Below are 22,605 nucleotides of genomic sequence, written 5' to 3'. Positions count from 1 at the left end.
GTGAAAGTTGTGCGATATCAAATACACGCCGGGAGCGGCGCCTGCCAAACAAAAGCCTTGAAAAAAAGTTAATTAGTAAGAAAAACATCATCCATCTTTCCCATGAAAATTCATGTAATATATATGCTGGCGGCAAGCCTACTCGTCACGGCTTGCAAGCAAAAAAAACCGAGTAATTATAACAACGCCGATACCGTTGCAAATAAAAGCGACCAGCAGGTTAAGCTTGACGCTCCTTACGCCACTAAGGCCGTTAAAAACTATTGCGAGGTGATTGGCTGGCCAAAAGGCAAAACACCTGTAGCTCCTGAAGGCTTTACCGTAAGTTTGTACGCCGATAGTCTGGCCAATCCGCGTAATATTTATGTAGCGCCCAATGGTGATGTTTTTGTGTCTGAAGCCAATACCGAAGTTACAGGGATCAAAAAAATAGGCGCCGATATTATCGGGGTAAGCAAATCGCAAAACATGGGAAAAAGCGCTAACAAGATTCTCCTGTTTAAGGATACCAACGGTGATGGCAAGCCCGATTCAAAAATTATCTTCTTAGCTCAATTGAATCAGCCATTTGGTATACTAACACTTGGCGATTGGTTTTATGTGGCCAATACAGATGGTTTATGGCGATACCCCTATAAAGCGGGCGACACCACAGTGAGCGGCAAAGGGGTAAAAATACTGAATCTGCCTGCGGGTGGATATAATAACCACTGGACGCGTAACCTGCGGGCCAACAAAGCCGGTACAAAAATTTATGTATCGGTTGGCTCGGGCAGCAATGTGGCAGAGCATGGTATGGGAAACGAAAAGCGCCGGGCCGATATACTGGAGATAAACCCCGATGGCGGCGGCGAACGTGTATATGCCAGCGGTCTGCGCAACCCCGCGGGCATCGATTTTATGCCGGGCACGGATGTACTTTACACCGTTGTAAATGAACGCGATAATTTAGGCGATAACCTGGTACCCGATTACCTGACAAGCGTTAAAGAAGGCGGTTTTTATGGCTGGCCCTGGGCCTACTTTGGTCAGCATGAAGATCCGGTGCGCAAAGGCGAAAATCCCGATATGGTAAAAAAAACTATCGTGCCTGATTTTGCCCTTGGGGCTCATACCGCATCATTAGGTCTGGCATTTTACAACGGCAAAAGCTTTCCGCAGCGTTATATGAACGGAGCTTTTATAGGGCAGCACGGCTCATGGAACAGCTCAAAACTGGTGGGTTATAAAGTAACTTTTGTACCTTTTGAAAACGGCAAGCCAACCGGCAAAATGGAAGATTTTTTAACCGGCTTTATTGCCGATACCGCTAAGGGCAAGGTATACGGTCGCCCGGTTGGTGTAGCGATAGCTAAGGATGGATCACTGCTGGTTGCCGATGATTCATCAAATAAAATATGGCAGGTGAAGGCTAAGTAAGAGAGTTTAAGTCTTTTGTATACACCATGTAGTCATACACCGCAGATTTTGCACATTGGTTGTTTTTATAGGTTCGTAAAGGGCTCCGTTTAGTTCGCGGGTATACTTAAGCAATGTTTGCTCATTCACCAAATACCGTTCAGAACCATCTGGTAGCTGGTAACGCCCGTTGCCAATACTATATACCAGTGCTTCGATACCAATACTTGATGCCAGACGTGTAAATAAATAACCTCCCGGTTTAAGTACCCGCCACAGGGAGCGCACCATCGCATCGAAATGCCGCTCATCCTGGGCAAAATGCAGCACCGCGCTGCAAATAACCAGATCGAATTGCTGATTAGCAAAGGGCATATCTTCCACGCCCGCCACGCTAAAATTGCTTAAAGGGTTATCAGCGGCCAACTTAGCCGATAATTGCTTAACCGCCTCAACCGCCTCCGGATTTTGATCGACACCAAATACCTGGTAATTATTTTGCATAAAGTAAACCAGGTTACGCCCGCCCCCGCAACCGGCATCAAGTACGGTTTTACAATTGTCAAAACGTCCTTTCAATAACTGGTCGAACAGGTAGATATCAATATTGCCAAAGGCTTGCTGAAGGTTGTTTTGCATATTAAACGGGCTAAGGGTTCAGCAGGTAAATTAAGGAAATTTGAATTGCCGTCTGTTGATACTGTAACATTTTGACAAAATGTTAATCTTATGTACAATGGAAACGTTTATATACCTTTTTACAAGAATGATTTTACTGGGTTGCCTGCTGGTGATCATGTACATCATGGCGCCAATTGGTATTTTTCGTAGCCATCCGGAAGAGTAAATTTTAAACCACTCGTTTTTAGCCCCAATTTTAAGGGTAATCGCTCAAAAAGTGTTAAAATATGTTAAAACGCACTCTTTTTGAGTAATTTTTTCGCTAAAAATGACCTTGAATTTCCTGTTTTTGCCCCCAAAATTTGTTAAAAAAAACGTTTTTACAAAAGTCACTATAACTTAAAGTAATCCGAAGTTCAAATTGGTTGCTGGCTATCTCAAATGAAATAGCTAAATTTAACTCCATGATTTTCGATTTCAGGTTAAAGGTTTTTTACACGGTTTCGCAAAGGTTGAGTTTTACAAAGGCGGCCCACGAGCTGTTCATCACCCAACCCGCTGTTACCAAGCACATTAAAGAGCTGGAACAGCAGCTGAACGTACAGCTGTTTAAACGCAACGGGAACAACATAGCGCTTACCCCCGCCGGCAAAATATTAACCCAATATGCCGAAAAGATATTCCACACCTATACCGACCTAGAAACTGAGCTGGCCCAGCTGAATAATATTGAGGCCGGCACCCTGCACATTGGCGCCAGCACTACTGTGGCCCAAACCATTTTGCCCAAAATACTGGCCCTCTTCAAAAAAACATACCCGGAGCTTACCTTTAGCTTTATACAAGGGAACACCGACCATATTTCGCAGCTGATACTGGACGAAAAAATTGATATAGCCATTGTGGAAGGGGCGGCCCATTCGCCGCAACTGGCTTATTCGCCATTTGCCAAAGACGAGATCGTGCTGGTGACCAGGGCCAATAATAAGCTATCCAAAAAAACGGAGATCAGTCCCAGGCAACTGCTGGAGATCCCGCTGGTGCTGCGCGAGGCCGGTTCGGGCACGCTTGATGTAATTTACAATGCCCTGGCCGGCGTTCAGATCAATCCCCGCGACCTGAAAATTGAAATTCAGCTGGAGAGCAGCATCGCCATTAAACAATACCTATTGCACTCAGAAACAGCTACTTTCCTGTCTATCCAGTCGGTGTTAAGCGAATTAAAATACAACGAGCTCAGCATAATTGAAATAAAGGGGATGGAGATTTTCCGCACTTTTCAGTTTATACAGCTGCATGGCAAAAACAACAAGCTTATTGAGCTTTTTAAGCGTTTTTGCCTTACCAATTATAACTACAAGTAATCCTTCATAACTAAATGTCATTTGATTTAGTTATGACTTGTGTTCACATTTGAGTGCTCATCAAAAGCATTTTTTATGGAACATATTAGTACCGATATCTGCATTATAGGCGCTGGACCGGTTGGTTTATTTGCCGTTTTTGAAGCTGGTTTGCTCAAAATGCGCTGCCATTTAATTGATGTATTGCCACAGGTTGGCGGACAGCTTTCTGAGATATATCCGCACAAACCTATTTATGATATTCCCGGGTATCCGGATATAACCGCGCAACAGTTGGTTGACAGGCTCATGGAACAGGGCGCGCCCTTCCACCCTACCTTTAGTTTGGGCGAACGGGTAGAAACGCTTACTAAAAATGATGACGGTTCCTACTTTATACAAACTAACGATGGCACCACCGTACACTGCCAGGTGGTGGTAATAGCCGGCGGACTGGGCTGCTTTGAGCCCCGCAAGCCCGAGATTGACCGCCTGTTGGAGTTTGAAGGCCGGGGTGTAGCCTATATGGTTAAAAATCCCGAGACCTTCCGCGACCGTAAAGTGGTACTGGCTGGCGGCGGCGATTCAGCGCTTGACTGGGCCATATTCCTGTCGAACATTGCCGAAAAGGTAACGCTTGTGCACCGCGGCGATACTTTCAGGGGCGCGCCAGACTCTGCCGAAAAAGTTTTTGAACTGGCCAAAGAGGGCAAGATAGACCTCATCCTCAAATCAAATGTAGTGGCGCTCACCGGCGAAGGCCACTTGCAGGAAATTACCCTGCTTGACCGTAACAACAACGTAAGCCATATAGCTGCCGATCACCTGATCCCGCTGTTTGGTCTGAGCCCTAAACTGGGCCCTATAGCCAACTGGGGGCTGAATATCGACTTTTCGGCCATAGTGGTAAACACCCGCGACTATAGCACCAGCGTAGAACGTATTTATGCCATTGGCGATATTAATACCTATCCCGGCAAGCTAAAACTGATACTCTGCGGTTTCCATGAGGCTGCGTTGATGGCCCAGAGCGCGTTTAAATACGTTTACCCTGAACAAAAACTAAGTTTTAAATACACCACCGTTTACGGCGTAACCGAATTTTAGCCATGATTAACTTAACCATTGAAGACAGAGAGGGCCACCGCGCCCCGGTCGAAATACCTGAAGGCATCAGCCTAAGCCTGATGGAAGTGCTAAAAGCCTCTGAATACGAGGTACTTGCCACCTGCGGCGGCATGGCCCTGTGCGCCACCTGCCATGTGCAGGTACTCGAAGGCCCGGATACCTATTTCACTCCGACCGATAATGAACTTGACATGCTCGATACCCTCCCCAACGCCGGCCCCGACAGTCGCCTGGCCTGCCAGATACACATTAACGAGGACATGGACGGCATGGTGTTCCGATTACTTTAAGTTATTCAGAAAGGATTAGCCGCTTTTTTTGACAGGCTTAAATTTTAACACTTTTTGTGCTCAAAACTGACTATTTTGGACATTTTTTGTTTAAAAAACGATTCAGTTTTGCTCATTTTAACATATTATTTGCATGTTTTTGAATGCAATCATTATTTTTAGTTTATTTTCTGACCCAAGAGTTGGCAACAGATTTATCCCCCCACAATAATCAATAACAAGGCCGCAATTTCTGCCAAACACCGGCGTCTTTGTACTGTTACTTTCATAATAACTTAATTGCATAAAAATGGTAGCAGTGATTTTTGAAGTGATTCCAGCGGATGGCAAAAAGCAGGAATATCTGGACATAGCCGCATTTCTTAAACCCACCCTGGTAGCTATTGATGGCTTTATCTCAATAGAGCGGTTTCAAAGCCTCACCGATGAAGGAAAAATATTATCACTTTCATTTTGGCGCGACGAAGAGGCCGTAAAGCAATGGCGCAATGTAGAAATACACCGCGACGCACAGGCAAAAGGTCGGGACTATATATTTAAAGATTATCACTTACGCATTGCTCATGTAGTGCGGGATTACGGCATGTTCGACCGGAAGGAGGCTCCGGAAGACAGCAAGCAAGTAAACCACTAAACATAGCAAGTTTCGGGTTTTATGTCGATGGATGATTTGGCAATTTTGAATAAGCAAGCAGTATAGTTTCTTATTCATTCAAATCATATCAAAATGCATAAAATAAGCGAACCGGCCATTCTGTATTTCGGCACGCCGGTAGTATTGATCAGCACCATGAACGATGATGGTTCGTATAACCTGGCCCCTATGTCTTCGGCCTTCTGGCTGGGTTGGCGCTGCATCATTGGCATGGCAACAACCTCAAAAACGGTACAAAACCTTATGCGCACCAAACAATGTGTATTAAACCTGCCATCGGTTAATGAGGTGCAGGCGGTAAATAACCTCGCGCTTAAAACCGGGATGAACCCGGTACCAGAAGCCAAGCAAAGCCGTGGCTATTACTTTGAACCCGACAAGTTTGGTGTGGCCGGCCTTACCCCTGTACCCTCGCAAAAGGTAGATGCACCGCGCGTTATGGAATGCCCCGTACAACTGGAGGCCCATGTTGCGGCCATTCATCCTATTGGCGAAGATAATGAACAACAACGCGGCCGCATAGTAACCATGGAACTGAAAATAGTACGGGTATATCTCGAAGAATCTATCATTATGGAAAATGATCCAAACCGTGTTGATCCTAACAAATGGCGACCGCTAATTATGAGCTTTCAGCAGTTTTACGGCTTGGGCGAACAGGTGCATGCATCGTCGCTCGCCAGCATCCCCGAATACAAGTACAGGAGTCCGGATATAGAAATTGCCCGCAGTATAGAAAAAAGCAGGCAGCCCATTAGCGCTTAATGTTATTAGTAAGATCAGTAATTTTAATAGTGATTTTGGGTTGCTCTGTTTCAGAAGATAAGCCTTAGTGCTTATCTTCACTTTTATGGAAAAAATACGGGAATATCTGGAGCGTATAGCCCCGCTTAGTGATCAGGATTGGCAAATATTTTCGTCAAAACTTGTTAAACGCCAGTTCCCTAAAAAAGCACTGCTTTTAAAAACCGGGCAAACAGAAAACCACCTCTCGTTCATGGAGCAGGGCATTGTGCGTTATTATATCCCCAAAGAAGATAACGATATCACCTTCGCATTTAGTTTTGATAATAATTTTATCAGCGCCTATGATTCGTTTTTATCCCGATCCCCGTCAATCTGTCAAATTCAAACACTTACCGAAACCACACTGTGGAGCTTAACTTACCAGAGCCTGCAGGAAATTTACGCCGATACCACAATTGGAAATACCATTGGCCGCTATGCCTGCGAAGGCATTTTCATGACAAAGGCCAAACGTGAACTATCGCTTTTAAATGATACTGCCGAGCAACGATATTTAAACTTATTTACCGAACAGCCCCAGCTCATCAGGCAAATCCCTTTAAAATACATAGCATCATACATTGGCATTACCCCGCAGGGCCTGAGCCGCATACGCCGCCGCATTACTTAACCCAGGTTCATTGTTTGCTTTTTTTAACATGCCGAAATTTGAAGAAAAAAACAAACATGAAACCCTTAATAGTATTGCTGGTAACTTTTGGTATAAGTATGGTAGTTACCGAACTCATAGCTCATTATAACATCGCGCTATCGACACAAATAGCCATGGCAATTATGCTGGTATTTACTTCTGTTGGTCACTTTGTTTTTAATAAAGGCCTGGCCATGCTCATCCCCGCTTTTATCCCCTTTAAAAAGGAATTGGTTTATATAACCGGCGTTATTGAAATAGCGGCAGCTGCGGGTTTGCTTGTACCTGCCACCCGTACACTCACCGCCTGGTTGCTGATCGTATTTTTTATACTTCTGCTGCCGGCCAATATCAATGGCGCTGTAAAACATATTGATATGGAAAAAGGCACTTATAATGGATCTGGCCCTCGATATTTATGGTTCCGTGTGCCTTTACAGGTGTTGTTTATTGTATGGATTTATTGGGGTTGTTTATGATCTCTCCTTCTTGCATAACGAGATTGCCACACTGCGCTCGCAATGATATAATATTTAGTTAATTATGCTCCTTCTGAAAAAGCGCCGGGGCAATGCCTGTCCAGCGTTTAAAGGTGCGGGTAAAAGGCGCTTAGTTCGTTATAACCCAGCATGTATGATATTTCTTTAACCGGATATGAGCCTGCTTTTAAATAATTAATGGCTAATGTAGAAGCCGTCTCATAAGTCAAATATGGGGCGGTTTTTTGTGTATCTTAAAGACATGGGAGGCAAGGTAGTCTTTAAGGCATATGATCCGGACCAGTTAACGTTTTTACCGTATAAACTGGAAGAATTGGTACCGGCAGGTCATCCGGTACGGATAGTTAAACAGGTGGTTGACGCGGTCGATGTCAAGCCACTCAACCGGAAGTACAAAGGCGGCGGCGCGTCGAGTTTTCATCCCCGGCTGATGCTGAAACTGCTGGTTTATGGTTATCTGACCAATACGTATTCCTCACGTAAACTGGAAGACCAGGCGGCACAGAACGTTCACTTCATGTGGTTATTGGGCATGAAAAAGCCCGACCACAATACCATCAACCGTTTTCGCAGTGAAAAGCTATCAGGGGTACTAAAGCAGATATTCTCACAGATCGTTCTTTTATTACAACAGGAAGGAATTGTATCATTGAAGGAGGCCGTTTTCACTGATGGCACCAAGATCGAATCGGTGGCGAACAAGTACACTTTTGTATGGGGTAAAAGCATAAAGAACAGTAAAGAGAAGATGAAAGCCCAGCTTGATGAGTTATGGGGCTATGCGCAAAGTATTGCTGCTGAAGAACTCAAAGACACCGCACCGCTGGAATACAGCGAGATCAACCCTGAGAAAGTGAAAGAAACGATCTCAAAGATCAACGCGGCATTGGAGGATAAGGAAGACGTGGCGGGGAAAGTAAAACAAAAGCTGAACTATGCAAAAAAGCATTGGCCGGAGAACCTGGCCAAATATGATGAACAGGAAAAGTTATTGGCTGGGCGTAACAGTATGTCAAAGACCGACCCGGATGCTACATTCATGCGGATGAAAGAAGATCATATGCTGAATGGGCAACTCAAGCCTGCTTATAACCTACAGATCTCCACCCAAGAGCAGTTCATTCTCAATTACACGCTGCACCAGACCCCGACCGATTACCAAACGCTACCATCACATATCGAACAGTACGAATCCCTTTATAAAGAACTGCCCAAAGCGATAGTTGCCGATGCAGGTTACGGCTCGGACGAGAACTATGGTGTGCTGCAGCAAAAAGGTATTGAAGCTTATATCAAATACAATACGTTCGACAAGGAACAAAAAGAAGGTATCAAAGCATTCAGTAACGATAGTCTGCATTATAACGAAGCGGATAACTATCTCACCTGCCCGATGGGCCAGCGCATGCACCATGTTGGCGACGGTCAGCGGATAACTTCTTCAGGTTTTCTGCAGTTGATCAGCCGCTATCAGGCGCAGAACTGTGAAGGCTGTCCGATGCGGGGCGTATGTCACCAAAACCCCGGCAACCGGATCGTCGAGATCAACCACAGTCTGAGAAAACATAAACAGGCAGCGAAAGAAAGATTGAACACAGAACAGGGCATCAAATACCGAAAACGAAGACCCGCTGATGTGGAGCCGGTATTCGCGCAACTGAAGCACAATCATGGTTTCAGACGATTCCTGTTGAAAGGAATGTCCAAAACAGAGGTAGAAATAGGGTTATTATCCATCGCTCATAACCTCAGAAAATGGAAAGCCTGAGAAAAAGGCTTTTATCTCCCCAAAGACAGCTGAACCAATCCAAAAAACAGAACAAACCAACACAGTCCGCCTTCCCTAATAGCTTATCTAAATCGCTCTAAATAAAAAAACCGCCTCATAATTGACTTATGAGACGGCTTCTTTTTTACCGCTTATAATAGCGCCGCCTGGTTATAATAAAACTTTTCTGTTTTTATTAAGCCGTTTTCCCATTGTTGTACAGATATTTCTTTACGGTGCATCACGTTACCGTTGGATTTATCGGTAATAGTCATCATGTATTCGCTAAAAACAACCCCACCGGCCTCATCAATAGCCTGTCTGGTTATTTCAATAATAAGGTCGAATTTGGCTAACAAGGCTATTTCACGGGCCATACATGCCTGTTTCCCTCCGCGGGGTGCTTCTTCATTTTCCTGCAGCGCTACGTCACCAGCATAATACAGTTCCATAGCCTTTACCGTTTCGTCGGCGGTAATAAGCTTGTTAAAAGCTTCAACCTTTTGTTTAAGCGTTTCCATAGTATATTTTATTCAGCCGTTTCGGGCACCGCTATTTTATACAAAGGTTCGTGCAGTATCGGAAAATTACAGGAGTTGGCAATAAAGCACATTTTATTGGCTTCTTTATGTAACTCGTTGGCCCTGTCAATCAATGCTTCGTCATTAATGGTGATAACCGGCCGTAACAGTATTAGTGTAAAGCAACCGCTTCCGTTGTTGTTTTCGAGCATTACTCCTTCAGCAGTATCTTCATACGCGGTTACCACAATGCCGGCAGTGGTGCAAAGGTGCAGGTACCACAGCATGTGGCATGATGAAACAGCAGCTACCAGTAGATCCTCGGGGCAATGCCTTGATTTGTCGCCGCGGAAGTTTGGATCTGATGAGCCCTGGATTGGTAGCTTACCCTCAACACTAATATCATGGCAGCGTTCGTATGACTTGTAGTGTTTAGTTCCCTCACCTGTATTGCCGGTCCAGGTGATAGTTGTTTGATAATGATGATTTTTCATAGACGTAATTTTAAAAAAGGGTTAGCCAGCCCGCAACCCGATTCCTGCTATTATTGCTTTATAAGTTTATATCCCGCAAGCAGCATATAAACCCCATAGAAGGTAGTGGCCAATGCTACCCCAATACCCAGGAAGGTTAGTGTAAGCGCTTGCGAATAACTGTTGCCGGCTGTTATTACAATACTGGCAATGGCTATAATGCAGGTCCAGGTGGCTAAATAATAATCAATTTTTCTGTTGAACACCTTCGCCATGGGGTAAAAGTGCAGCCCAACAATTAAGGCAATAGCGGGTAAAACAAATTGCTGGTCTTTTAGCAGGAAAAGTACAACCGAAACAAGCGGTATAGCCGTAAACTCAATGCCGAAAATGATTCCAAACCATTTGAGCATATTCCTGCCTTTGTCCGCGCTGCCCTCATTGGTAAATTTGGGAAATCTTTTAGCTGCAATGAACAATGTGATGCCAAATATCACAAATATGACACTCAAAACAGAAAACGTAATTAGTACCATAGAATGATCGTGTCCACGCAGGCCGCTCTGAGCTATCCCAGTCCACATCATGGTAAATAGGGCCATAAGCAGTAATCCGCCGCCAATACTGCGTACAGCTATCGATGGTATAACTTGTTGTGTTGTATTCATACTTCTAACTTTAATGGGTCCATTCCCGTTTGATAACAGCAATAGCCTTTCTGCTTTTACAAAATTGCGGGAGTGGTATCACAAAAAATTGTACAAAACCGAACAGGCAGACAATAAAAATATTTAGTTACCGCGATTACTTATTGCGCGGGCTTTATGTGGCTCAGGCTCTGTATCCTACCCCCACCAAACGACCAGTTTTCTTTACCGCCGTTTTCAACAAGTACAATAATTACATCATTGACCGAAACCGGGGTTTCTGCGGCTATCCTGCCTGCAATGGCAGCATATAATTTTTCTTTCTGCTCATATGTGCGACCTGAGCCGGCGGTTATCTGAACATAAACCATATTACCGGAATGCGATATACCTAAGTAACTTTTAGGGTAATATAACTGTGTAACTTCAAGCTCTTCAATTACATGAAAATAATCATCCAAAGGCACATTAAACTCGTCCATTAATGATTGATGGACTGCTTTTGATATTTTGTCTTTAGCATCGGCAGATAATGTTTTTAACAAACTTATTCGTACAAAGGGCATAAAACTAAAATAATAGGTAAATACTGAGTTAGTTAGATAAGTTTTTTAGCATTTTGTTACCAGGTTATTCTAAAATTTTGAAAATAGGCCGGTAACACCTACAAAACTAATAGTCGACCTGTCAGGTCTTACTATCATTCTACGACAATTATTATCAAATCGCGACAGGTAATATCCTGGCGGATATTAATAAAATTCGGGATACACCTTTACGGTTTCGGCTTGCCTGGCGTCATGGCCATATAACACTACAGCGTTATATTGTTTGGCAATAGCTTGTGCTTTGCTGAGCGATGCTGCCGCGGTTTCGGGGTCAACAGCAAAATAGGGAACGTTGCGTTTAAAGATGCCTTCGGTAAGCGCTACGTCAATGCAAAGCAATACATAACCGGAGCTTGCTGTATTGATCAATACTGATTGATGTCCCGGTGAGTGACCTGGTGTAGAAATGAGTTTGATATTGTCGCACAGCTCATAGTCGCCGTCGATTATCTCATAATTAAGTTCCTTAATGCGACACTCCGGCGGTGAATAGGTTTCATCAGCAAGCTTGGTCAGTTCATTTTTCTGTATCAGCACAGGCGTTTCGCGGAAGTATTTATGCCCTCCTGAATGATCGCAGTGAAGATGCGTAGAGATCACCATTTTTATATCCTCCGGTTTGTACCCCGCGTTTTTTAGCAAATTAGGGATGAGGTGTTCCTCTTTCATATACAGATACAACAGACCTTCCATGGGAGTACCGTCATAATAATTCGGATTATTCAAAAAAACCTCATCTAAACCGGTATCAATAAGTATGAGCCCGTCGCTGGTATCCAGCAAATAAATAAAAAGCGGGGAGCGTACCATGCTGGGGTTATCAAAACCCAGATCGGTATTAATAAAATATTCTTTAACTATACCGTGCCCCGCAGGCAACAGGTATAGTTTATTAACTACAAGCTGCTTGTCCATTATGTATTGATTATTAAAAACTGAAAAGTACCTTACCCTCTTTTTGGGCTTCCTGGGCTGTTTTAACGGCCTCTTTATAATCATCGAGTGGGTAGGTAGCCGCCACCTCCATTTTAAATTCCGGGTTGCCAATAATTTCTACAAGCGATTGGATGATGGCACTCTTTTCCTCAGCCGATTTACTATCCAGGTATGCCCTGATGCCGAACCCGCTTATGGTAAGATTTTTATAAAGCACATCGGCATTGTAAAATGTTACGGGCTCCTCAGCCAGCCTGCTGTATATAATGAGCTTGCCGCCGGGCTGCAGGCATTGCAAAACGCCGGTGCCGGTTTTACCACCTACGGCATCCATCGCTACATTAACACCTTTGCCGCCTGTAATTTGCAATACGCTTTCAATAATATCCTCATGGGCTACATTAATAACTTTTGCGCCATAGGTCATTAATATGGGCGCGCTTTGCGAATGCCTCACTGTAGCTATTACGTTAATATTGCGCAACCGGGCAATCTGTATCAGCAGCTTTGAAACCACCGAATTTCCGGCGGTAAGCAGCAGCCAGTCGCCGGCTTTTAAACCGGCACGTTCAAGCAGGCCCCAGGCAGTAAAAGGGTTTAAGGTAAACTGGCTTGCCTTTTCTACCGGGAAATCGGGCGGCAGCACCATGATATCATCCTTCGATACCGCCACATACTCGGCCCAGGTATTTTTGCCTAAGAACGATACCAGTGTACCGGGAGCCAGATCAACGCCCTCGTCAACGCTATCAATAATGCCCGCGCCTTCCAGTCCCGCTATTTGCGGAAACTGAGGTTGAAAGCGATAGGTACCCCCGATAAAGAAAAAATCGGCGGGGTTTATGGAGCTGCTCAGCAGTTTTACAACTATCTGGTTGGCTGCCGCTACGGGCTTATCAAATTGTTTTAATGATAATACATTTTGAGCGTCGCCCGTTTTTTCAAAATATACAGCTTTCATTATAAATTGGTCAATTTTAAAGAAGCCTCGCCATAGCGTTCGCCGGTATCAGGGTATTTCAGTAAAAGCGCGCTGATATCTTCTAAATCAGCAGCCGATAGTTTAACATCAGCGGCTCCTGCATTTTCCTGCAGGTATTTGCGTTTTTTGGTGCCGGGAATAGGTATAATATCCTGCCCTTGCGCCAGCACCCAGGCCAAAGCCAATTGCGCCGGACTTACATTTTTCTGCCCTGCTATATCGGCAAAGGCGGTTGCCAGTTTTTGATTATTATCCCATTTATCATCGCTGAAACGGGGCAATGTGTGGCGGAAATCATCGGCGGCCAAACCATCTTTGCTTATGGTATTGGTTACCAGGCCGCGGGCCAGCGGGCTGTAAGGCACCAGCGAAATATTCAACTCGCGCAAAACAGGCAGTATTTCATCTTCCACATCGCGGCTTAATAATGAGTATTCGCTTTGCAGCGCTGCTATAGGGTGAACGGCATGTGCCTTACGGATACTTGCAACCGATGCTTCTGATAAGCCAAGGTAACGTACCTTACCTTCCTTTACCAACTCGGCCATGGCGCCTACCATGTCTTCAACCGGTACATTCGGGTCAATGCGATGCGCGTAGTACAGGTCAATAGTATCAATATTTAGTCGTTTCAGACTTTGTTCAACTGCGTTTTTAACATGCGCCGGCGATCCGTCAAAATAAACATTTGAACTGCCGCTGCCTGCATAGGGTGCGTTTTCGTCGCGATACCTGAAACCAAATTTGGTGGCTATAAATATCTTATCGCGGTTGGTTTTAAGCACTTTGGCAATCAGCTCTTCGTTCTTGCCATTGGCATACATATCGGCCGTATCCCAAAAGTTAACACCCAGATCGAGCGCGAGATTAAGCGTAGCTATTGATTCATCGTTGTCAACCGGGCCATAAGCAAAGCTCATTCCCATGCAGCCCAAACCAATGGCCGATAATTTTTCGCCGGTGTTTCCTAAATTCCTGTATTCCATAGATTGTTTGTTTTTGCACTACAAATTTATGGCGCCTAAGCTCCAGCCGTTTATAATTATCAAACCAAAAATTATAAAATTCAAACAATTTAAACCCTGAATGCTTTTGGGTTGAGCGTGGTTTGCTTTTTGAAAAAGTTATTAAAATAAGCAGGGTATTCAAAACCCAGGCTGTAGGCAATATCGGCAATGTTCCAGTCGGTATGCCTCAGTAAGGCCTTTGCCTCTTTTGCCACACGCTCGGCAATGTGCATGCTGGTGGTTTTGCCTGTAATTTCTTTAACAGCCCGGTTAAGGTGGTTAACATGAACCGATAAACGACTGGCATAATCATTAGCGGTTTTGAGTTTCAACGCGTAATTTGGCGAATCGATAGGAAACTGCCGTTCCAGCAGTTCCATAAATAAATTGGCTATACGCGACGATGCATTGCTGTGTTTAAAAAAAGTATCAGCTGGTTTTAACTTAAGGGCTTCATGAACTATAAGGTTAACATAATTGCGCAGCAGATCATATTTGTACATATAATCTGAGTCAATTTCATCAAGCATTTTGCAAAATATATCGCTGATGGTTTTTACCTGCTCGTCGTTAACAAAATAAACCGGGCTGCCTCCCACCTTAAACAATGGCGAATCAATAAAACTTTCGCTGCGGTTATTACTGCTGATAAAATCTTCGGTAAACAGGCAAAAGTAGCCTGTTTGTTTCACCGCCGCTGCCTCCCATGAATACGGAATACTTGGATTTGAAAAAACCAGTGCGCATTTATCAAAAGTGATGCCCTTATCAGCATAGTATAATGTACCGCCGCCGATACTGAGTGATATTTTATAAAAATCGCGGCGGTGGTAACTGGTTAAATCATGACAAATTTCGCCCCGCGGGTACACATTAAAGTGCCCGGCCCCTTGTTGATGCCCCCCTGATGATAGCATCTTCATAGCGGGATGCCCCTCATAAAATTCTTCAATGGTTTCGGTAGGATGCATGGTAAATTATAAAATTCAAATAACAGCCCTCTCCAGCAAAAGATGCACGATGATTAAAACAGCAATTTCAACAATTTTATTGCTGAGCAGCGAGCTTTTGTTTAGCCCGCATTGGCAAGCCTGTATTACCGGTTTGCTTATCGTAGTCAAGCTTAAGGTAAACAATTAACCAGGTACCATCCTGCTTTTCGAGCTTGGTTTCATAACTTCCGGAGATTGTCCACAATTCGCCATCTAAAAAATGATCGGCTTTGCCCACATAATGCACATCGGCTTCATGGCCGTGCAGCCTTACCCTAAACTCCGAAAGCTGGTGATCTGTTTTATCAAACCCGGGTAAAAATGAAGCCCAGGCATCTATTATTTGCTCAGGCGTTTGCATGCCCGGTTCTATTCCTGTCATTGATTGATAATCAAGCAAAACGTTATCTGCCATCACGCTTCGCACCTTTTGCCAATCGCGCTCATCAGCTCCTGTAAATAAATCAGTAACTGCTTGTATTATTTTTTGGCCTTCCATGTTTTCTTAGATGCTAATATTATTGATTTGTTTCAAACCGGTACTTAATAATTAAAAACAGGTGATTTTTACATACTATTCCATGTCTTTCAGGAGCAACAACTGATCGTTTATGGTCTGTAATTTTTCAATGATAGCGCCCCACTCGGCCCGCTGTTTTTTTATTATCCTGGGTTTGAGGTAAAAATACACAAAAGCTATCCAACCAAAAAGCACAATATATATCGCACTACCCCACATGAGGCCTATTTTTTTAACAGATTCAATCAATACCAATGCCATACCCACCGATAAGGTGAGCGTGTACACTTTCATTAACCTGGCTTGAATAAAATTTTGTTTTCGGCGAATTGCCAATAATTCGGTCAGGTAGGCAAAGCTATCAGTTTCGGGATGACTTTTGAACAAACTTAATAATAATCCGTTAGAAACCACCATATAAGCCACAAAACCTGCAATAAGCAGTATAGTACCTATAATTGTAGTAAGCATGGCTGTATGCAAACCGTAAATTAAAAGCCATATATAATATACCGTAGTAGCCAGCAGCAAGCCATTTACAATAAGCAGCTTGTTGCGCGCCTTTTGCTTTAGTTTCATCCCCTTTTTTATAACCTCGCTTATATCAGGTTTAGCAACCGGATCCTGTTGCAGCCAAATGGCTTTAAAATCAATATTGCTGCTCATAAACTTTAAATTTTTGCGAAAGTTTTGCTTTTATGCGGTAAACCTTTACCCTGATGTTTGTTTCGGAAAGCCCCACTATGCTGGCTATTTCTGCTTGTTTAATGTCTTCCAGCTCTAATGAAATAATAATACGGTCTATCTCCGGTAGTTCAGCAATACACCGGTAAAGCAGCTGTACCTGGCTCTCCGTATCCGGTGGCGGTTTATCTTCCAGTTGAACAGGCATTTCGGCCCGGGGCATACGGTTTTGTCTTTCAAGCTGCCGCAGGCAAATGTTAGATGCTATGCGGAATATCCAGGTACCTATGGCCGATTCATTACGGAACTGCGCCAGCTTTTGCCAAACGGTAATAAAGGTTTCCTGCGTAACATCCTTAGCCCATTCATGATCATTCATATACCCCATGCATACGCGAAATATTTTGTTGTAATAGGTATCATAAATTTCTTCAAATGACATCATGAACTTTAATTTAATAATCCTGCATCCAAGCTTAACTGCTTTATTTTTGAGTATTTAGATACGGGCTTTTTTAAAATGCTACACTTTGATCAATAAAGTTTCTGGTGGTGTGGTTTTGATAAATTTATAAATGCCGTATCTTGCCGCGGCTACCACCAATTAATTATTATCTGCCTGTCCAATTCCCAATAGCGTAATCGTCATAGGGTTTTAATCATTAAACTTTAAACACATGAACGAGTTTTTATTACTTTTCAGAAGAGATTTTTCAGCCGGCGAAGCGCAGCCTTCCCCTGCGCAAATGCAAGCCATGATGAAAGACTGGATGGACTGGATGGGCAGCATTGCCGCCCAAAACAAGTTAGTAAACCCGGGAAACCGTTTGGCTCAGGATGGCCAGGTGGTAAAACCGGGCGGCATTATTACCGACGGGCCTTATGTTGAAGTTAAAGAGGTTGTTGGCGGTTATATCATTATCCGCGCCGCGTCCCTGAGCGAAGCTTCTGAAATATCAAAAGGCTGTCCCGTATTATCCATTGGCGGCAATGTTGAGGTACGTACTATTATACCTATGGAAATGTAAAAACAACCACGCCTCCTTCAACACATGGAGGAGGCCTTTTTAACCGCAATGAATAAAAATGAGCTGCTCCCCCACTTATTCCGCACCGAGTACCGCAAAATAACATCGGTGTTATACCGGCATTTTGGCTTTGAACACCCCGAAATTGCCGAAGATATTGCAAGCGATACATTTTTAACCGCGGCCGAAACCTGGGGATTAAAGGGCTTGCCCGATAACCCGGTGGCCTGGCTGTATACGGTGGCCCGCAACAGGGCTAAAGACTATTTAAGACGCAATAAACTGTTTGAGCAAAAAATTTCGCCTGCACTGCAAACTTCTGAGATCAACTGGGAGGAAATGGAGATTGACCTATCTGACGAGCATATCCGTGATAGCCAGCTGCAGCTCATGTTTGCCATTTGCCAGCCTATACTCCCTCCCGAAGCACAGATAGGCCTTGCCCTCCGCATACTCTGCGGTTTTGGGATTGACGAAATTGCCGATGCTTTTTTATCAAATAAAGAAACCATTAACAAGCGTTTATTCAGGGCAAAAGAAAAACTGCGCGACCAGCAGGTAAAAATCGCTTTTCCGCCGCCGCCTGAGGTAAATACAAGGATACGGGCGGTTTTAACAACCCTCTATCTGCTGTTTAACGAGGGCTACTACTCTACCAGTAAAGATACCACCCTGCGTAAGGATCTTTGCCTGGAGGCCATGCGCCTCACCTATTTACTCATAGAAAACGAAAACACCAACCTGCCCGATGCTAATGCCTTAATGGCCCTCATGTGTTTCCATGCCTCGCGCTTTGATGCCCGTACCGATGACAATGGGGAGATGATCCGTTACGACGAGCAGGATACCAGCTTATGGAATGATGAGCTGATAACAAGGGGAAACTATTACCTGAACACGGCGTCAAAAGGCACCGATGTAAATAAGTATCATCTGGAGGCGGCCATTGCCTATTGGCATACCGTTAAGGCAGATACGGTTAAAAAATGGGAAAGTATATTACAGCTGTATAACCGTTTGCTGCAAATCAATTATTCACCCATTGCTGCGCTCAACCGTACCTACGCGCTTTACAAGGCCCGCGGCAAACAGGAGGCTATTATTGAGGCAGAAAAATTACAGCTTAACGATAACCACCTCTATCATGTACTATTGGGGCATTTGTATACCGGTACAGATACGCCAACAGCCACCCGGCACCTGCAAACAGCCCTTAAACTGGCCAAAACAACTACCGAAAAAAGCCGCATACGCAAAGACCTCGAAAAACTAACCCAATTCTGATAAATTTTATATTAGCATACCAAAAATACAATTATGGCTTATAATGAAGTATTAACCAACAGGGTGCGTGAAGCTCTTGCCGACAGGCCCGTTGTTGACGAGGTAAAAATGTTTCAGGGAGTATGTTTTATGGTTGACGACAAAATGTGCGTTTGCGTAAATGATCAGGGCTTACTATGCCGCATAGGCCGGGAGCAGGCTCTTACCGAACTGGAAAAGGGCGACTGCCGGCAAATGATGAACGGCGGCCGGGTAATGAAGGATTTTGTATATGTGGATATGGAAAACCTTCAATCAGCCAAAAATTTTGATCACTGGATCAACCTTGCCCTTCAATTTAATAAGGTAGCCAAGCCTTCTAAAAAGAAAAAAAATTAAGACATCTACAACCTATAATTGTGCATAAAACAATTAAATAAATGCTTTAATTGGATTAATGAGCTGTTAATGAGCTAAATCGATCTCAGACATGGCGTTTTATTTTTTTTTTGCTGTTTCTTTTCTTTATACTTACATCAAATGTTATTCTATATTTGTTTTTCATCATAATTTTAAGGGTATAAAATGCTCAAGTATTCTAAACAAACCAGGTTATTGCTGGCTGTAGATTGCATAATTTTTGGATTTGACGGAGAAGTTTTAAAGCTATTGCTCATTAAGAGAGGTTTCCAGCCTGAAAAAGGAAACTGGAGCCTGATGGGTGGTTTTGTACAGGCGGACGAAAGCCTGGATCAGTCCGCAAACCGTATTCTTAAACAACTAACCGGACTTGAAGGTGTTTACCTCGAACAATTGTATACTTATGGTGATCCTCAGCGCGATCCGATGGAACGTACAGTATCAGTCGCCTATTTTGCCCTCATCGATATTCAAAAATATCAAACACAAATAAGCTCCGATTACCAGGCCGAATGGTTCCAGCTGAAACGTACTCCCAAACTGATATTTGACCAGCAGGAAATGCTTGACCAGGCCCGCAAACGCATCCGTTATAAAGCGGCTATGCACCCTATACTTTTTGAGCTGCTGCCTACAAAGTTTACCATTCCCCAGTTGCAAACCCTTTACGAATGCGTATTTAATACCACCATTGACAAGCGCAACTTTAGTAAAAGGGTATTAGCCACCGGTTTACTCATTAAACTGGCCGATAAAGATAAAGCTGGATCTAAACGGGGCGCATATTATTACCAGCTCAACATGCAAAATTATTACGCTAAATTCCAGGCGTTTATGAACTTTATCCCTAACCCGGATACCCTGTAATTTCAGCTTTCTTAAATTTTTGATGAACGATTTTAAATATTTTTCATAAAATATTGTTTTTTGTAAAAAATTAAGTGTTCTTTTGACAATCATTATAAACTTTTATGAGTAAGGGCCAATTTGTTATTGGGGTTGACTATGGATCAGATTCTGTGCGCTCCGTTATTGTTAATGCTTTAAATGGCGAAGAAATAGCCTCGTCGGTTTACGAATACCCGCGCTGGCGCGATGGCTTATTTTGTGAGCCTCCGCAAAACCAGTTCAGGCAGCATCCGCAGGACTATATCGACGGGCTGGAGGCAACTATTAAGGATTGCATTGCCCAGGCCGGAGCCGATGTAGCCGCTTTCATTAAAGGCCTATCGGTTGATACTACAGGTTCTACCCCGGTAGCGGTTGACGGCAGCGGTACACCCCTTGCTTTAACCCCCGGCTTTGAAACCAATCCCAATGCCATGTTTGTGCTCTGGAAAGATCACACTTCGGTTAAAGAAGCGGCCCAAATCAACGAGCACGCCACAAAATTCGATACCAATTATTTGAAATACGTAGGCGGCATCTATTCGTCAGAATGGTTTTGGGCCAAGCTGCTGCATGTTTTAAGGGTTGATGAAACCGTTAGAAATGCCGCTGCATCCTGGGTAGAACATTGCGACTGGATCCCCTTCCTGTTAACCGGCGGCACTGATGTTAAAGCTATAAAACGCGGCCGCTGCTCTGCCGGGCACAAGGCCCTTTGGGCCGAAGAATTCGATGGCTTACCACCCGATGATTTCTTTTCTTCGCTTGATCCTTTGTTAAAAGGTTTTACCGACAAATTATATAAAGATACTCACACTGCCGATGAAGCGGCAGGCACCATAAGCACCGAATGGGCGCAACGTTTAGGCCTGCCCACCGATGTAGTGGTAGGCACAGGCGCCTTCGACGCTCACATGGGCGCCGTGGGCGGGCAAATAGAGCCTTATCATTTAAGTAAGGTAATGGGCACTTCTACCTGCGATATATTGGTTGCTCCGACTGCAGCCATGAAAGATACCCTTGTTCGCGGTATTTGCGGGCAGGTGAATGGTTCGGTTATACCCGGCATGGTAGGTTTAGAGGCCGGGCAATCGGCATTTGGCGATACCTACGCCTGGTTCAGAAACCTTATTTCATGGCCGGTTAACCAGTTGCTCTCACAATCAAAAATAATTGACGCGACTACTGCCAAAGCCCTGAAAGCTGAAATGGCCGAACTTGTTATTCCCGAACTCAGCCGCCAGGCAGCGTTGCTACCAGTTGACGAAGCTAATGAACTGGCTATGGATTGGTTTAACGGCCGCCGTACACCCGATGCCAACCAGGAACTTAAAGGCGCCATCAGCGGACTTAGCTTAGGCAGCGATGCCCCGCGCGTTTTCCGCGCGCTGGCAGAGGCTACTTGTTTTGGCGCCAAAAGCATTGTAGACAGATTCATTTCAGAGGGTATCCCGGTAAAAGGGATCATTGGCATTGGCGGGGTAGCCAAAAAATCGCCTTTTGTAATGCAAATGATGGCCGATGTGCTGGGCATGCCTATCCGCATCCATCAGTTTAAACATACCTGCGCTTTGGGTGCAGCCATGTTTGCCGCAGTAGTGGCCGGTATTTATCCTACAATTGAAGAAGCCATGGCAGCTATGGGTCGCGGTTTTGACGAAGAGTATTATCCCAACATCAACCTTAAAGAAGTTTACAGCAACCGCTATGAGCAATATAAAACGCTCGGCGAATTTGTAGCCGGGCAGGTAGCAAAAACCAAAGCGGAAGAATTTCAAAATATTTAATGTGATGAGCAAGTATCAACATATAAAACAAACGGCTTACGAGGCCAATATGCAATTGCCAAAACTGGGCCTGGTGCTGTTCACTTTTGGTAACGTGAGCGCTGCCGACAGGGAACTGGGCGTTTTTGCAATCAAGCCAAGCGGTGTGCCTTATGATGAATTAACGCCAGAGAAAATGGTGATCGTGGATTTTAACGGCAAAACCATCGAGGGCGATCTTAGGCCGTCGTCGGATACGCTTACACACGCGGTGTTATATAAAAGTTGGGAGCATATCAATGGCATTGTACATACCCATTCAACCTATGCTACGGCCTGGGCACAATCCCAGCGCTGCATACCCATTTTCGGCACCACCCATGCCGATCACTTAACCGCGGATATCCCTTGCGCACCACCTATGGACGACAGGATGATTGAAGGTGATTACGAATACCAGACCGGTTTCCAGATCATGGATTGCTTTAAAGAGCAGGGCATTGATTATCGCGAGGTAGAAATGGTTTTAGTAGGCAACCACGCGCCGTTTACCTGGGGCAAAACAGCCGAAAAAGCTGTGTATAACAGTGCCGTTCTGGAAGCTGTTGCACAAATGGCCTACCTCACCGAACAAATCAACAACAGCGCGCCGCGTTTAAAGGATTCACTTATTAAAAAACACTATGAGCGCAAACATGGTCCTAACTCTTATTACGGTCAATAAATATT

Annotated in this window: 27 protein-coding genes; 15 read left to right on the top strand and 12 right to left on the bottom strand. The window is 44.3% G+C overall.

Features of this window, described 5'->3' with window-relative positions; translation table 11 throughout:
* Positions 1–102 precede the first annotated feature (102 nt).
* Positions 103–1,419 (top strand): PQQ-dependent sugar dehydrogenase, encoded by a 1,317-nt coding sequence (locus SNE25_RS06015; RefSeq protein WP_321564190.1) that lies wholly within the window; start codon positions 103–105, stop codon positions 1,417–1,419.
* Between the two features lie 6 nt (positions 1,420–1,425).
* Here the strand turns inward: SNE25_RS06015 and SNE25_RS06010 are convergent, their stop codons facing one another.
* Positions 1,426–2,037: a class I SAM-dependent methyltransferase gene (locus tag SNE25_RS06010; RefSeq protein WP_321564189.1), complete on the bottom strand. Its 612-nt coding sequence runs from the start codon at positions 2,035–2,037 to the stop codon at positions 1,426–1,428.
* 446 nt (positions 2,038–2,483) lie between these two features.
* On the opposite strand from SNE25_RS06010, the gene SNE25_RS06005 reads away from it, so the two are divergent.
* From SNE25_RS06005 to SNE25_RS05970, 8 genes are all read left to right on the top strand, one after another.
* Positions 2,484–3,383, top strand: coding sequence for a LysR family transcriptional regulator (locus SNE25_RS06005; RefSeq protein WP_321564188.1), 900 nt, complete (start codon positions 2,484–2,486; stop codon positions 3,381–3,383).
* Between the two features lie 75 nt (positions 3,384–3,458).
* Positions 3,459–4,469, top strand: a complete 1,011-nt coding sequence (locus SNE25_RS06000; protein ID WP_321564187.1) for an NAD(P)/FAD-dependent oxidoreductase — start codon at positions 3,459–3,461, stop codon at positions 4,467–4,469.
* 2 nt (positions 4,470–4,471) lie between these two features.
* Positions 4,472–4,780: a 2Fe-2S iron-sulfur cluster-binding protein gene (locus SNE25_RS05995; RefSeq protein WP_321564186.1), complete on the top strand. Its 309-nt coding sequence runs from the start codon at positions 4,472–4,474 to the stop codon at positions 4,778–4,780.
* A 289-nt stretch (positions 4,781–5,069) separates the two neighbouring features.
* A complete protein-coding gene (locus tag SNE25_RS05990; RefSeq protein ID WP_321564185.1) occupies positions 5,070–5,414 on the top strand; it encodes an antibiotic biosynthesis monooxygenase family protein in 345 nt (114 codons plus the stop codon).
* Positions 5,415–5,507: 93 nt separating this feature from the next.
* On the top strand, positions 5,508–6,200 hold the full coding sequence (locus tag SNE25_RS05985) for a flavin reductase family protein (protein WP_321564184.1): 693 nt from the start codon (positions 5,508–5,510) through the stop codon (positions 6,198–6,200).
* Positions 6,201–6,285: 85 nt separating this feature from the next.
* Positions 6,286–6,852 (top strand): Crp/Fnr family transcriptional regulator, encoded by a 567-nt coding sequence (locus SNE25_RS05980; RefSeq protein ID WP_321564183.1) that lies wholly within the window; start codon positions 6,286–6,288, stop codon positions 6,850–6,852.
* A 56-nt stretch (positions 6,853–6,908) separates the two neighbouring features.
* Entirely contained in the window at positions 6,909–7,352 is a 444-nt protein-coding gene (locus SNE25_RS05975) for a DoxX family protein (RefSeq protein ID WP_321564182.1), read from the top strand.
* 262 nt (positions 7,353–7,614) lie between these two features.
* On the top strand, positions 7,615–9,141 hold the full coding sequence (locus SNE25_RS05970; protein ID WP_321566205.1) for an IS1182 family transposase: 1,527 nt from the start codon (positions 7,615–7,617) through the stop codon (positions 9,139–9,141).
* A 152-nt stretch (positions 9,142–9,293) separates the two neighbouring features.
* Here SNE25_RS05970 and SNE25_RS05965 read toward each other — a convergent pair whose 3' ends face one another.
* The 11 genes from SNE25_RS05965 to SNE25_RS05915 all read right to left on the bottom strand — a co-directional run bounded on the left by SNE25_RS05965 (position 9,294) and on the right by SNE25_RS05915 (position 16,956).
* On the bottom strand, positions 9,294–9,662 hold the full coding sequence (locus tag SNE25_RS05965) for a nuclear transport factor 2 family protein (protein WP_321564181.1): 369 nt from the start codon (positions 9,660–9,662) through the stop codon (positions 9,294–9,296).
* Positions 9,663–9,670: 8 nt separating this feature from the next.
* Positions 9,671–10,156, bottom strand: coding sequence for an OsmC family protein (locus SNE25_RS05960; RefSeq protein ID WP_321564180.1), 486 nt, complete (start codon positions 10,154–10,156; stop codon positions 9,671–9,673).
* Positions 10,157–10,206: 50 nt separating this feature from the next.
* The gene (locus SNE25_RS05955) at positions 10,207–10,803 is read right to left on the bottom strand and encodes a hypothetical protein (protein WP_321564179.1); all 597 of its coding nucleotides are present in this window, start codon (positions 10,801–10,803) and stop codon (positions 10,207–10,209) included.
* A 140-nt stretch (positions 10,804–10,943) separates the two neighbouring features.
* Entirely contained in the window at positions 10,944–11,348 is a 405-nt protein-coding gene (locus SNE25_RS05950; protein ID WP_321564178.1) for a tautomerase family protein, read from the bottom strand.
* Positions 11,349–11,534: 186 nt separating this feature from the next.
* Complete coding sequence (locus SNE25_RS05945; RefSeq protein WP_321564177.1) at positions 11,535–12,305, bottom strand: N-acyl homoserine lactonase family protein; 771 nt, start codon at positions 12,303–12,305, stop codon at positions 11,535–11,537.
* 13 nt (positions 12,306–12,318) lie between these two features.
* Positions 12,319–13,287, bottom strand: a complete 969-nt coding sequence (locus SNE25_RS05940; RefSeq protein ID WP_321564176.1) for a zinc-dependent alcohol dehydrogenase family protein — start codon at positions 13,285–13,287, stop codon at positions 12,319–12,321.
* A complete protein-coding gene (locus tag SNE25_RS05935) occupies positions 13,287–14,294 on the bottom strand; it encodes an aldo/keto reductase (protein ID WP_321564175.1) in 1,008 nt (335 codons plus the stop codon). Before SNE25_RS05935 ends, SNE25_RS05940 begins: the two co-directional genes overlap by 1 nt.
* A gap of 89 nt (positions 14,295–14,383) precedes the next feature.
* Complete coding sequence (locus tag SNE25_RS05930) at positions 14,384–15,286, bottom strand: helix-turn-helix domain-containing protein (RefSeq protein WP_321564174.1); 903 nt, start codon at positions 15,284–15,286, stop codon at positions 14,384–14,386.
* 76 nt (positions 15,287–15,362) lie between these two features.
* Positions 15,363–15,806 carry a nuclear transport factor 2 family protein gene (locus SNE25_RS05925; protein ID WP_321564173.1) on the bottom strand — a complete coding sequence of 148 codons (444 nt, stop codon included), beginning with the start codon at positions 15,804–15,806 and terminating at the stop codon, positions 15,363–15,365.
* Between the two features lie 75 nt (positions 15,807–15,881).
* Entirely contained in the window at positions 15,882–16,493 is a 612-nt protein-coding gene (locus SNE25_RS05920; RefSeq protein WP_321564172.1) for a hypothetical protein, read from the bottom strand.
* Positions 16,477–16,956 (bottom strand): RNA polymerase sigma factor, encoded by a 480-nt coding sequence (locus tag SNE25_RS05915; RefSeq protein ID WP_321564171.1) that lies wholly within the window; start codon positions 16,954–16,956, stop codon positions 16,477–16,479. The genes SNE25_RS05920 and SNE25_RS05915 overlap by 17 nt, the downstream gene beginning before the upstream one ends.
* Before the next feature lie 232 nt (positions 16,957–17,188).
* Between SNE25_RS05915 and SNE25_RS05910 the strand changes: the two genes are divergently transcribed.
* The 6 genes from SNE25_RS05910 to SNE25_RS05885 all read left to right on the top strand — a co-directional run bounded on the left by SNE25_RS05910 (position 17,189) and on the right by SNE25_RS05885 (position 22,600).
* Positions 17,189–17,539 (top strand): YciI family protein, encoded by a 351-nt coding sequence (locus SNE25_RS05910; protein WP_321564170.1) that lies wholly within the window; start codon positions 17,189–17,191, stop codon positions 17,537–17,539.
* 48 nt (positions 17,540–17,587) lie between these two features.
* Positions 17,588–18,823: an RNA polymerase sigma factor gene (locus SNE25_RS05905; RefSeq protein WP_321564169.1), complete on the top strand. Its 1,236-nt coding sequence runs from the start codon at positions 17,588–17,590 to the stop codon at positions 18,821–18,823.
* Positions 18,824–18,856: 33 nt separating this feature from the next.
* Positions 18,857–19,201, top strand: a complete 345-nt coding sequence (locus SNE25_RS05900; RefSeq protein WP_321564168.1) for a TfoX/Sxy family protein — start codon at positions 18,857–18,859, stop codon at positions 19,199–19,201.
* A 186-nt stretch (positions 19,202–19,387) separates the two neighbouring features.
* Positions 19,388–20,089 (top strand): NUDIX hydrolase, encoded by a 702-nt coding sequence (locus tag SNE25_RS05895; RefSeq protein WP_321564167.1) that lies wholly within the window; start codon positions 19,388–19,390, stop codon positions 20,087–20,089.
* A gap of 104 nt (positions 20,090–20,193) precedes the next feature.
* Positions 20,194–21,897, top strand: coding sequence for a ribulokinase (locus SNE25_RS05890; protein WP_321564166.1), 1,704 nt, complete (start codon positions 20,194–20,196; stop codon positions 21,895–21,897).
* Positions 21,898–21,901: 4 nt separating this feature from the next.
* Entirely contained in the window at positions 21,902–22,600 is a 699-nt protein-coding gene (locus tag SNE25_RS05885; protein WP_321564165.1) for an L-ribulose-5-phosphate 4-epimerase, read from the top strand.
* Positions 22,601–22,605 lie beyond the last annotated feature (5 nt).

Source organism: Mucilaginibacter sabulilitoris (assembly GCF_034262375.1).
Lineage (GTDB): Bacteria > Bacteroidota > Bacteroidia > Sphingobacteriales > Sphingobacteriaceae > Mucilaginibacter > Mucilaginibacter sabulilitoris.
This window is presented reverse-complemented; position numbering and strand designations above follow the sequence as displayed.

Excerpts from the sequence above, each read along its gene's own strand:
- SNE25_RS05955 (WP_321564179.1), bottom strand. The coding sequence starts at position 10,803 with ATGAATACAACACAACAAGTTATACCATCGATAGCTGTACGCAGTATT.
- SNE25_RS05885 (WP_321564165.1), top strand. The coding sequence starts at position 21,902 with ATGAGCAAGTATCAACATATAAAACAAACGGCTTACGAGGCCAATATG.
- SNE25_RS05935 (WP_321564175.1), bottom strand. The coding sequence starts at position 14,294 with ATGGAATACAGGAATTTAGGAAACACCGGCGAAAAATTATCGGCCATT.
- SNE25_RS05995 (WP_321564186.1), top strand. The coding sequence starts at position 4,472 with ATGATTAACTTAACCATTGAAGACAGAGAGGGCCACCGCGCCCCGGTC.
- SNE25_RS06000 (WP_321564187.1), top strand. The coding sequence starts at position 3,459 with ATGGAACATATTAGTACCGATATCTGCATTATAGGCGCTGGACCGGTT.
- SNE25_RS05965 (WP_321564181.1), bottom strand. The coding sequence starts at position 9,662 with ATGGAAACGCTTAAACAAAAGGTTGAAGCTTTTAACAAGCTTATTACC.
- SNE25_RS05910 (WP_321564170.1), top strand. The coding sequence starts at position 17,189 with ATGAACGAGTTTTTATTACTTTTCAGAAGAGATTTTTCAGCCGGCGAA.
- SNE25_RS05915 (WP_321564171.1), bottom strand. The coding sequence starts at position 16,956 with ATGATGTCATTTGAAGAAATTTATGATACCTATTACAACAAAATATTT.
- SNE25_RS05930 (WP_321564174.1), bottom strand. The coding sequence starts at position 15,286 with ATGCATCCTACCGAAACCATTGAAGAATTTTATGAGGGGCATCCCGCT.
- SNE25_RS05945 (WP_321564177.1), bottom strand. The coding sequence starts at position 12,305 with ATGGACAAGCAGCTTGTAGTTAATAAACTATACCTGTTGCCTGCGGGG.
- SNE25_RS05950 (WP_321564178.1), bottom strand. The coding sequence starts at position 11,348 with ATGCCCTTTGTACGAATAAGTTTGTTAAAAACATTATCTGCCGATGCT.
- SNE25_RS05905 (WP_321564169.1), top strand. The coding sequence starts at position 17,588 with ATGAATAAAAATGAGCTGCTCCCCCACTTATTCCGCACCGAGTACCGC.
- SNE25_RS06005 (WP_321564188.1), top strand. The coding sequence starts at position 2,484 with ATGATTTTCGATTTCAGGTTAAAGGTTTTTTACACGGTTTCGCAAAGG.
- SNE25_RS05895 (WP_321564167.1), top strand. The coding sequence starts at position 19,388 with ATGCTCAAGTATTCTAAACAAACCAGGTTATTGCTGGCTGTAGATTGC.
- SNE25_RS05960 (WP_321564180.1), bottom strand. The coding sequence starts at position 10,156 with ATGAAAAATCATCATTATCAAACAACTATCACCTGGACCGGCAATACA.
- SNE25_RS05940 (WP_321564176.1), bottom strand. The coding sequence starts at position 13,287 with ATGAAAGCTGTATATTTTGAAAAAACGGGCGACGCTCAAAATGTATTA.
- SNE25_RS05970 (WP_321566205.1), top strand. The coding sequence starts at position 7,615 with ATGGGAGGCAAGGTAGTCTTTAAGGCATATGATCCGGACCAGTTAACG.
- SNE25_RS05975 (WP_321564182.1), top strand. The coding sequence starts at position 6,909 with ATGAAACCCTTAATAGTATTGCTGGTAACTTTTGGTATAAGTATGGTA.
- SNE25_RS06010 (WP_321564189.1), bottom strand. The coding sequence starts at position 2,037 with ATGCAAAACAACCTTCAGCAAGCCTTTGGCAATATTGATATCTACCTG.
- SNE25_RS05925 (WP_321564173.1), bottom strand. The coding sequence starts at position 15,806 with ATGGAAGGCCAAAAAATAATACAAGCAGTTACTGATTTATTTACAGGA.
- SNE25_RS05980 (WP_321564183.1), top strand. The coding sequence starts at position 6,286 with ATGGAAAAAATACGGGAATATCTGGAGCGTATAGCCCCGCTTAGTGAT.
- SNE25_RS05920 (WP_321564172.1), bottom strand. The coding sequence starts at position 16,493 with ATGAGCAGCAATATTGATTTTAAAGCCATTTGGCTGCAACAGGATCCG.
- SNE25_RS05890 (WP_321564166.1), top strand. The coding sequence starts at position 20,194 with ATGAGTAAGGGCCAATTTGTTATTGGGGTTGACTATGGATCAGATTCT.
- SNE25_RS05990 (WP_321564185.1), top strand. The coding sequence starts at position 5,070 with ATGGTAGCAGTGATTTTTGAAGTGATTCCAGCGGATGGCAAAAAGCAG.
- SNE25_RS06015 (WP_321564190.1), top strand. The coding sequence starts at position 103 with ATGAAAATTCATGTAATATATATGCTGGCGGCAAGCCTACTCGTCACG.
- SNE25_RS05900 (WP_321564168.1), top strand. The coding sequence starts at position 18,857 with ATGGCTTATAATGAAGTATTAACCAACAGGGTGCGTGAAGCTCTTGCC.
- SNE25_RS05985 (WP_321564184.1), top strand. The coding sequence starts at position 5,508 with ATGCATAAAATAAGCGAACCGGCCATTCTGTATTTCGGCACGCCGGTA.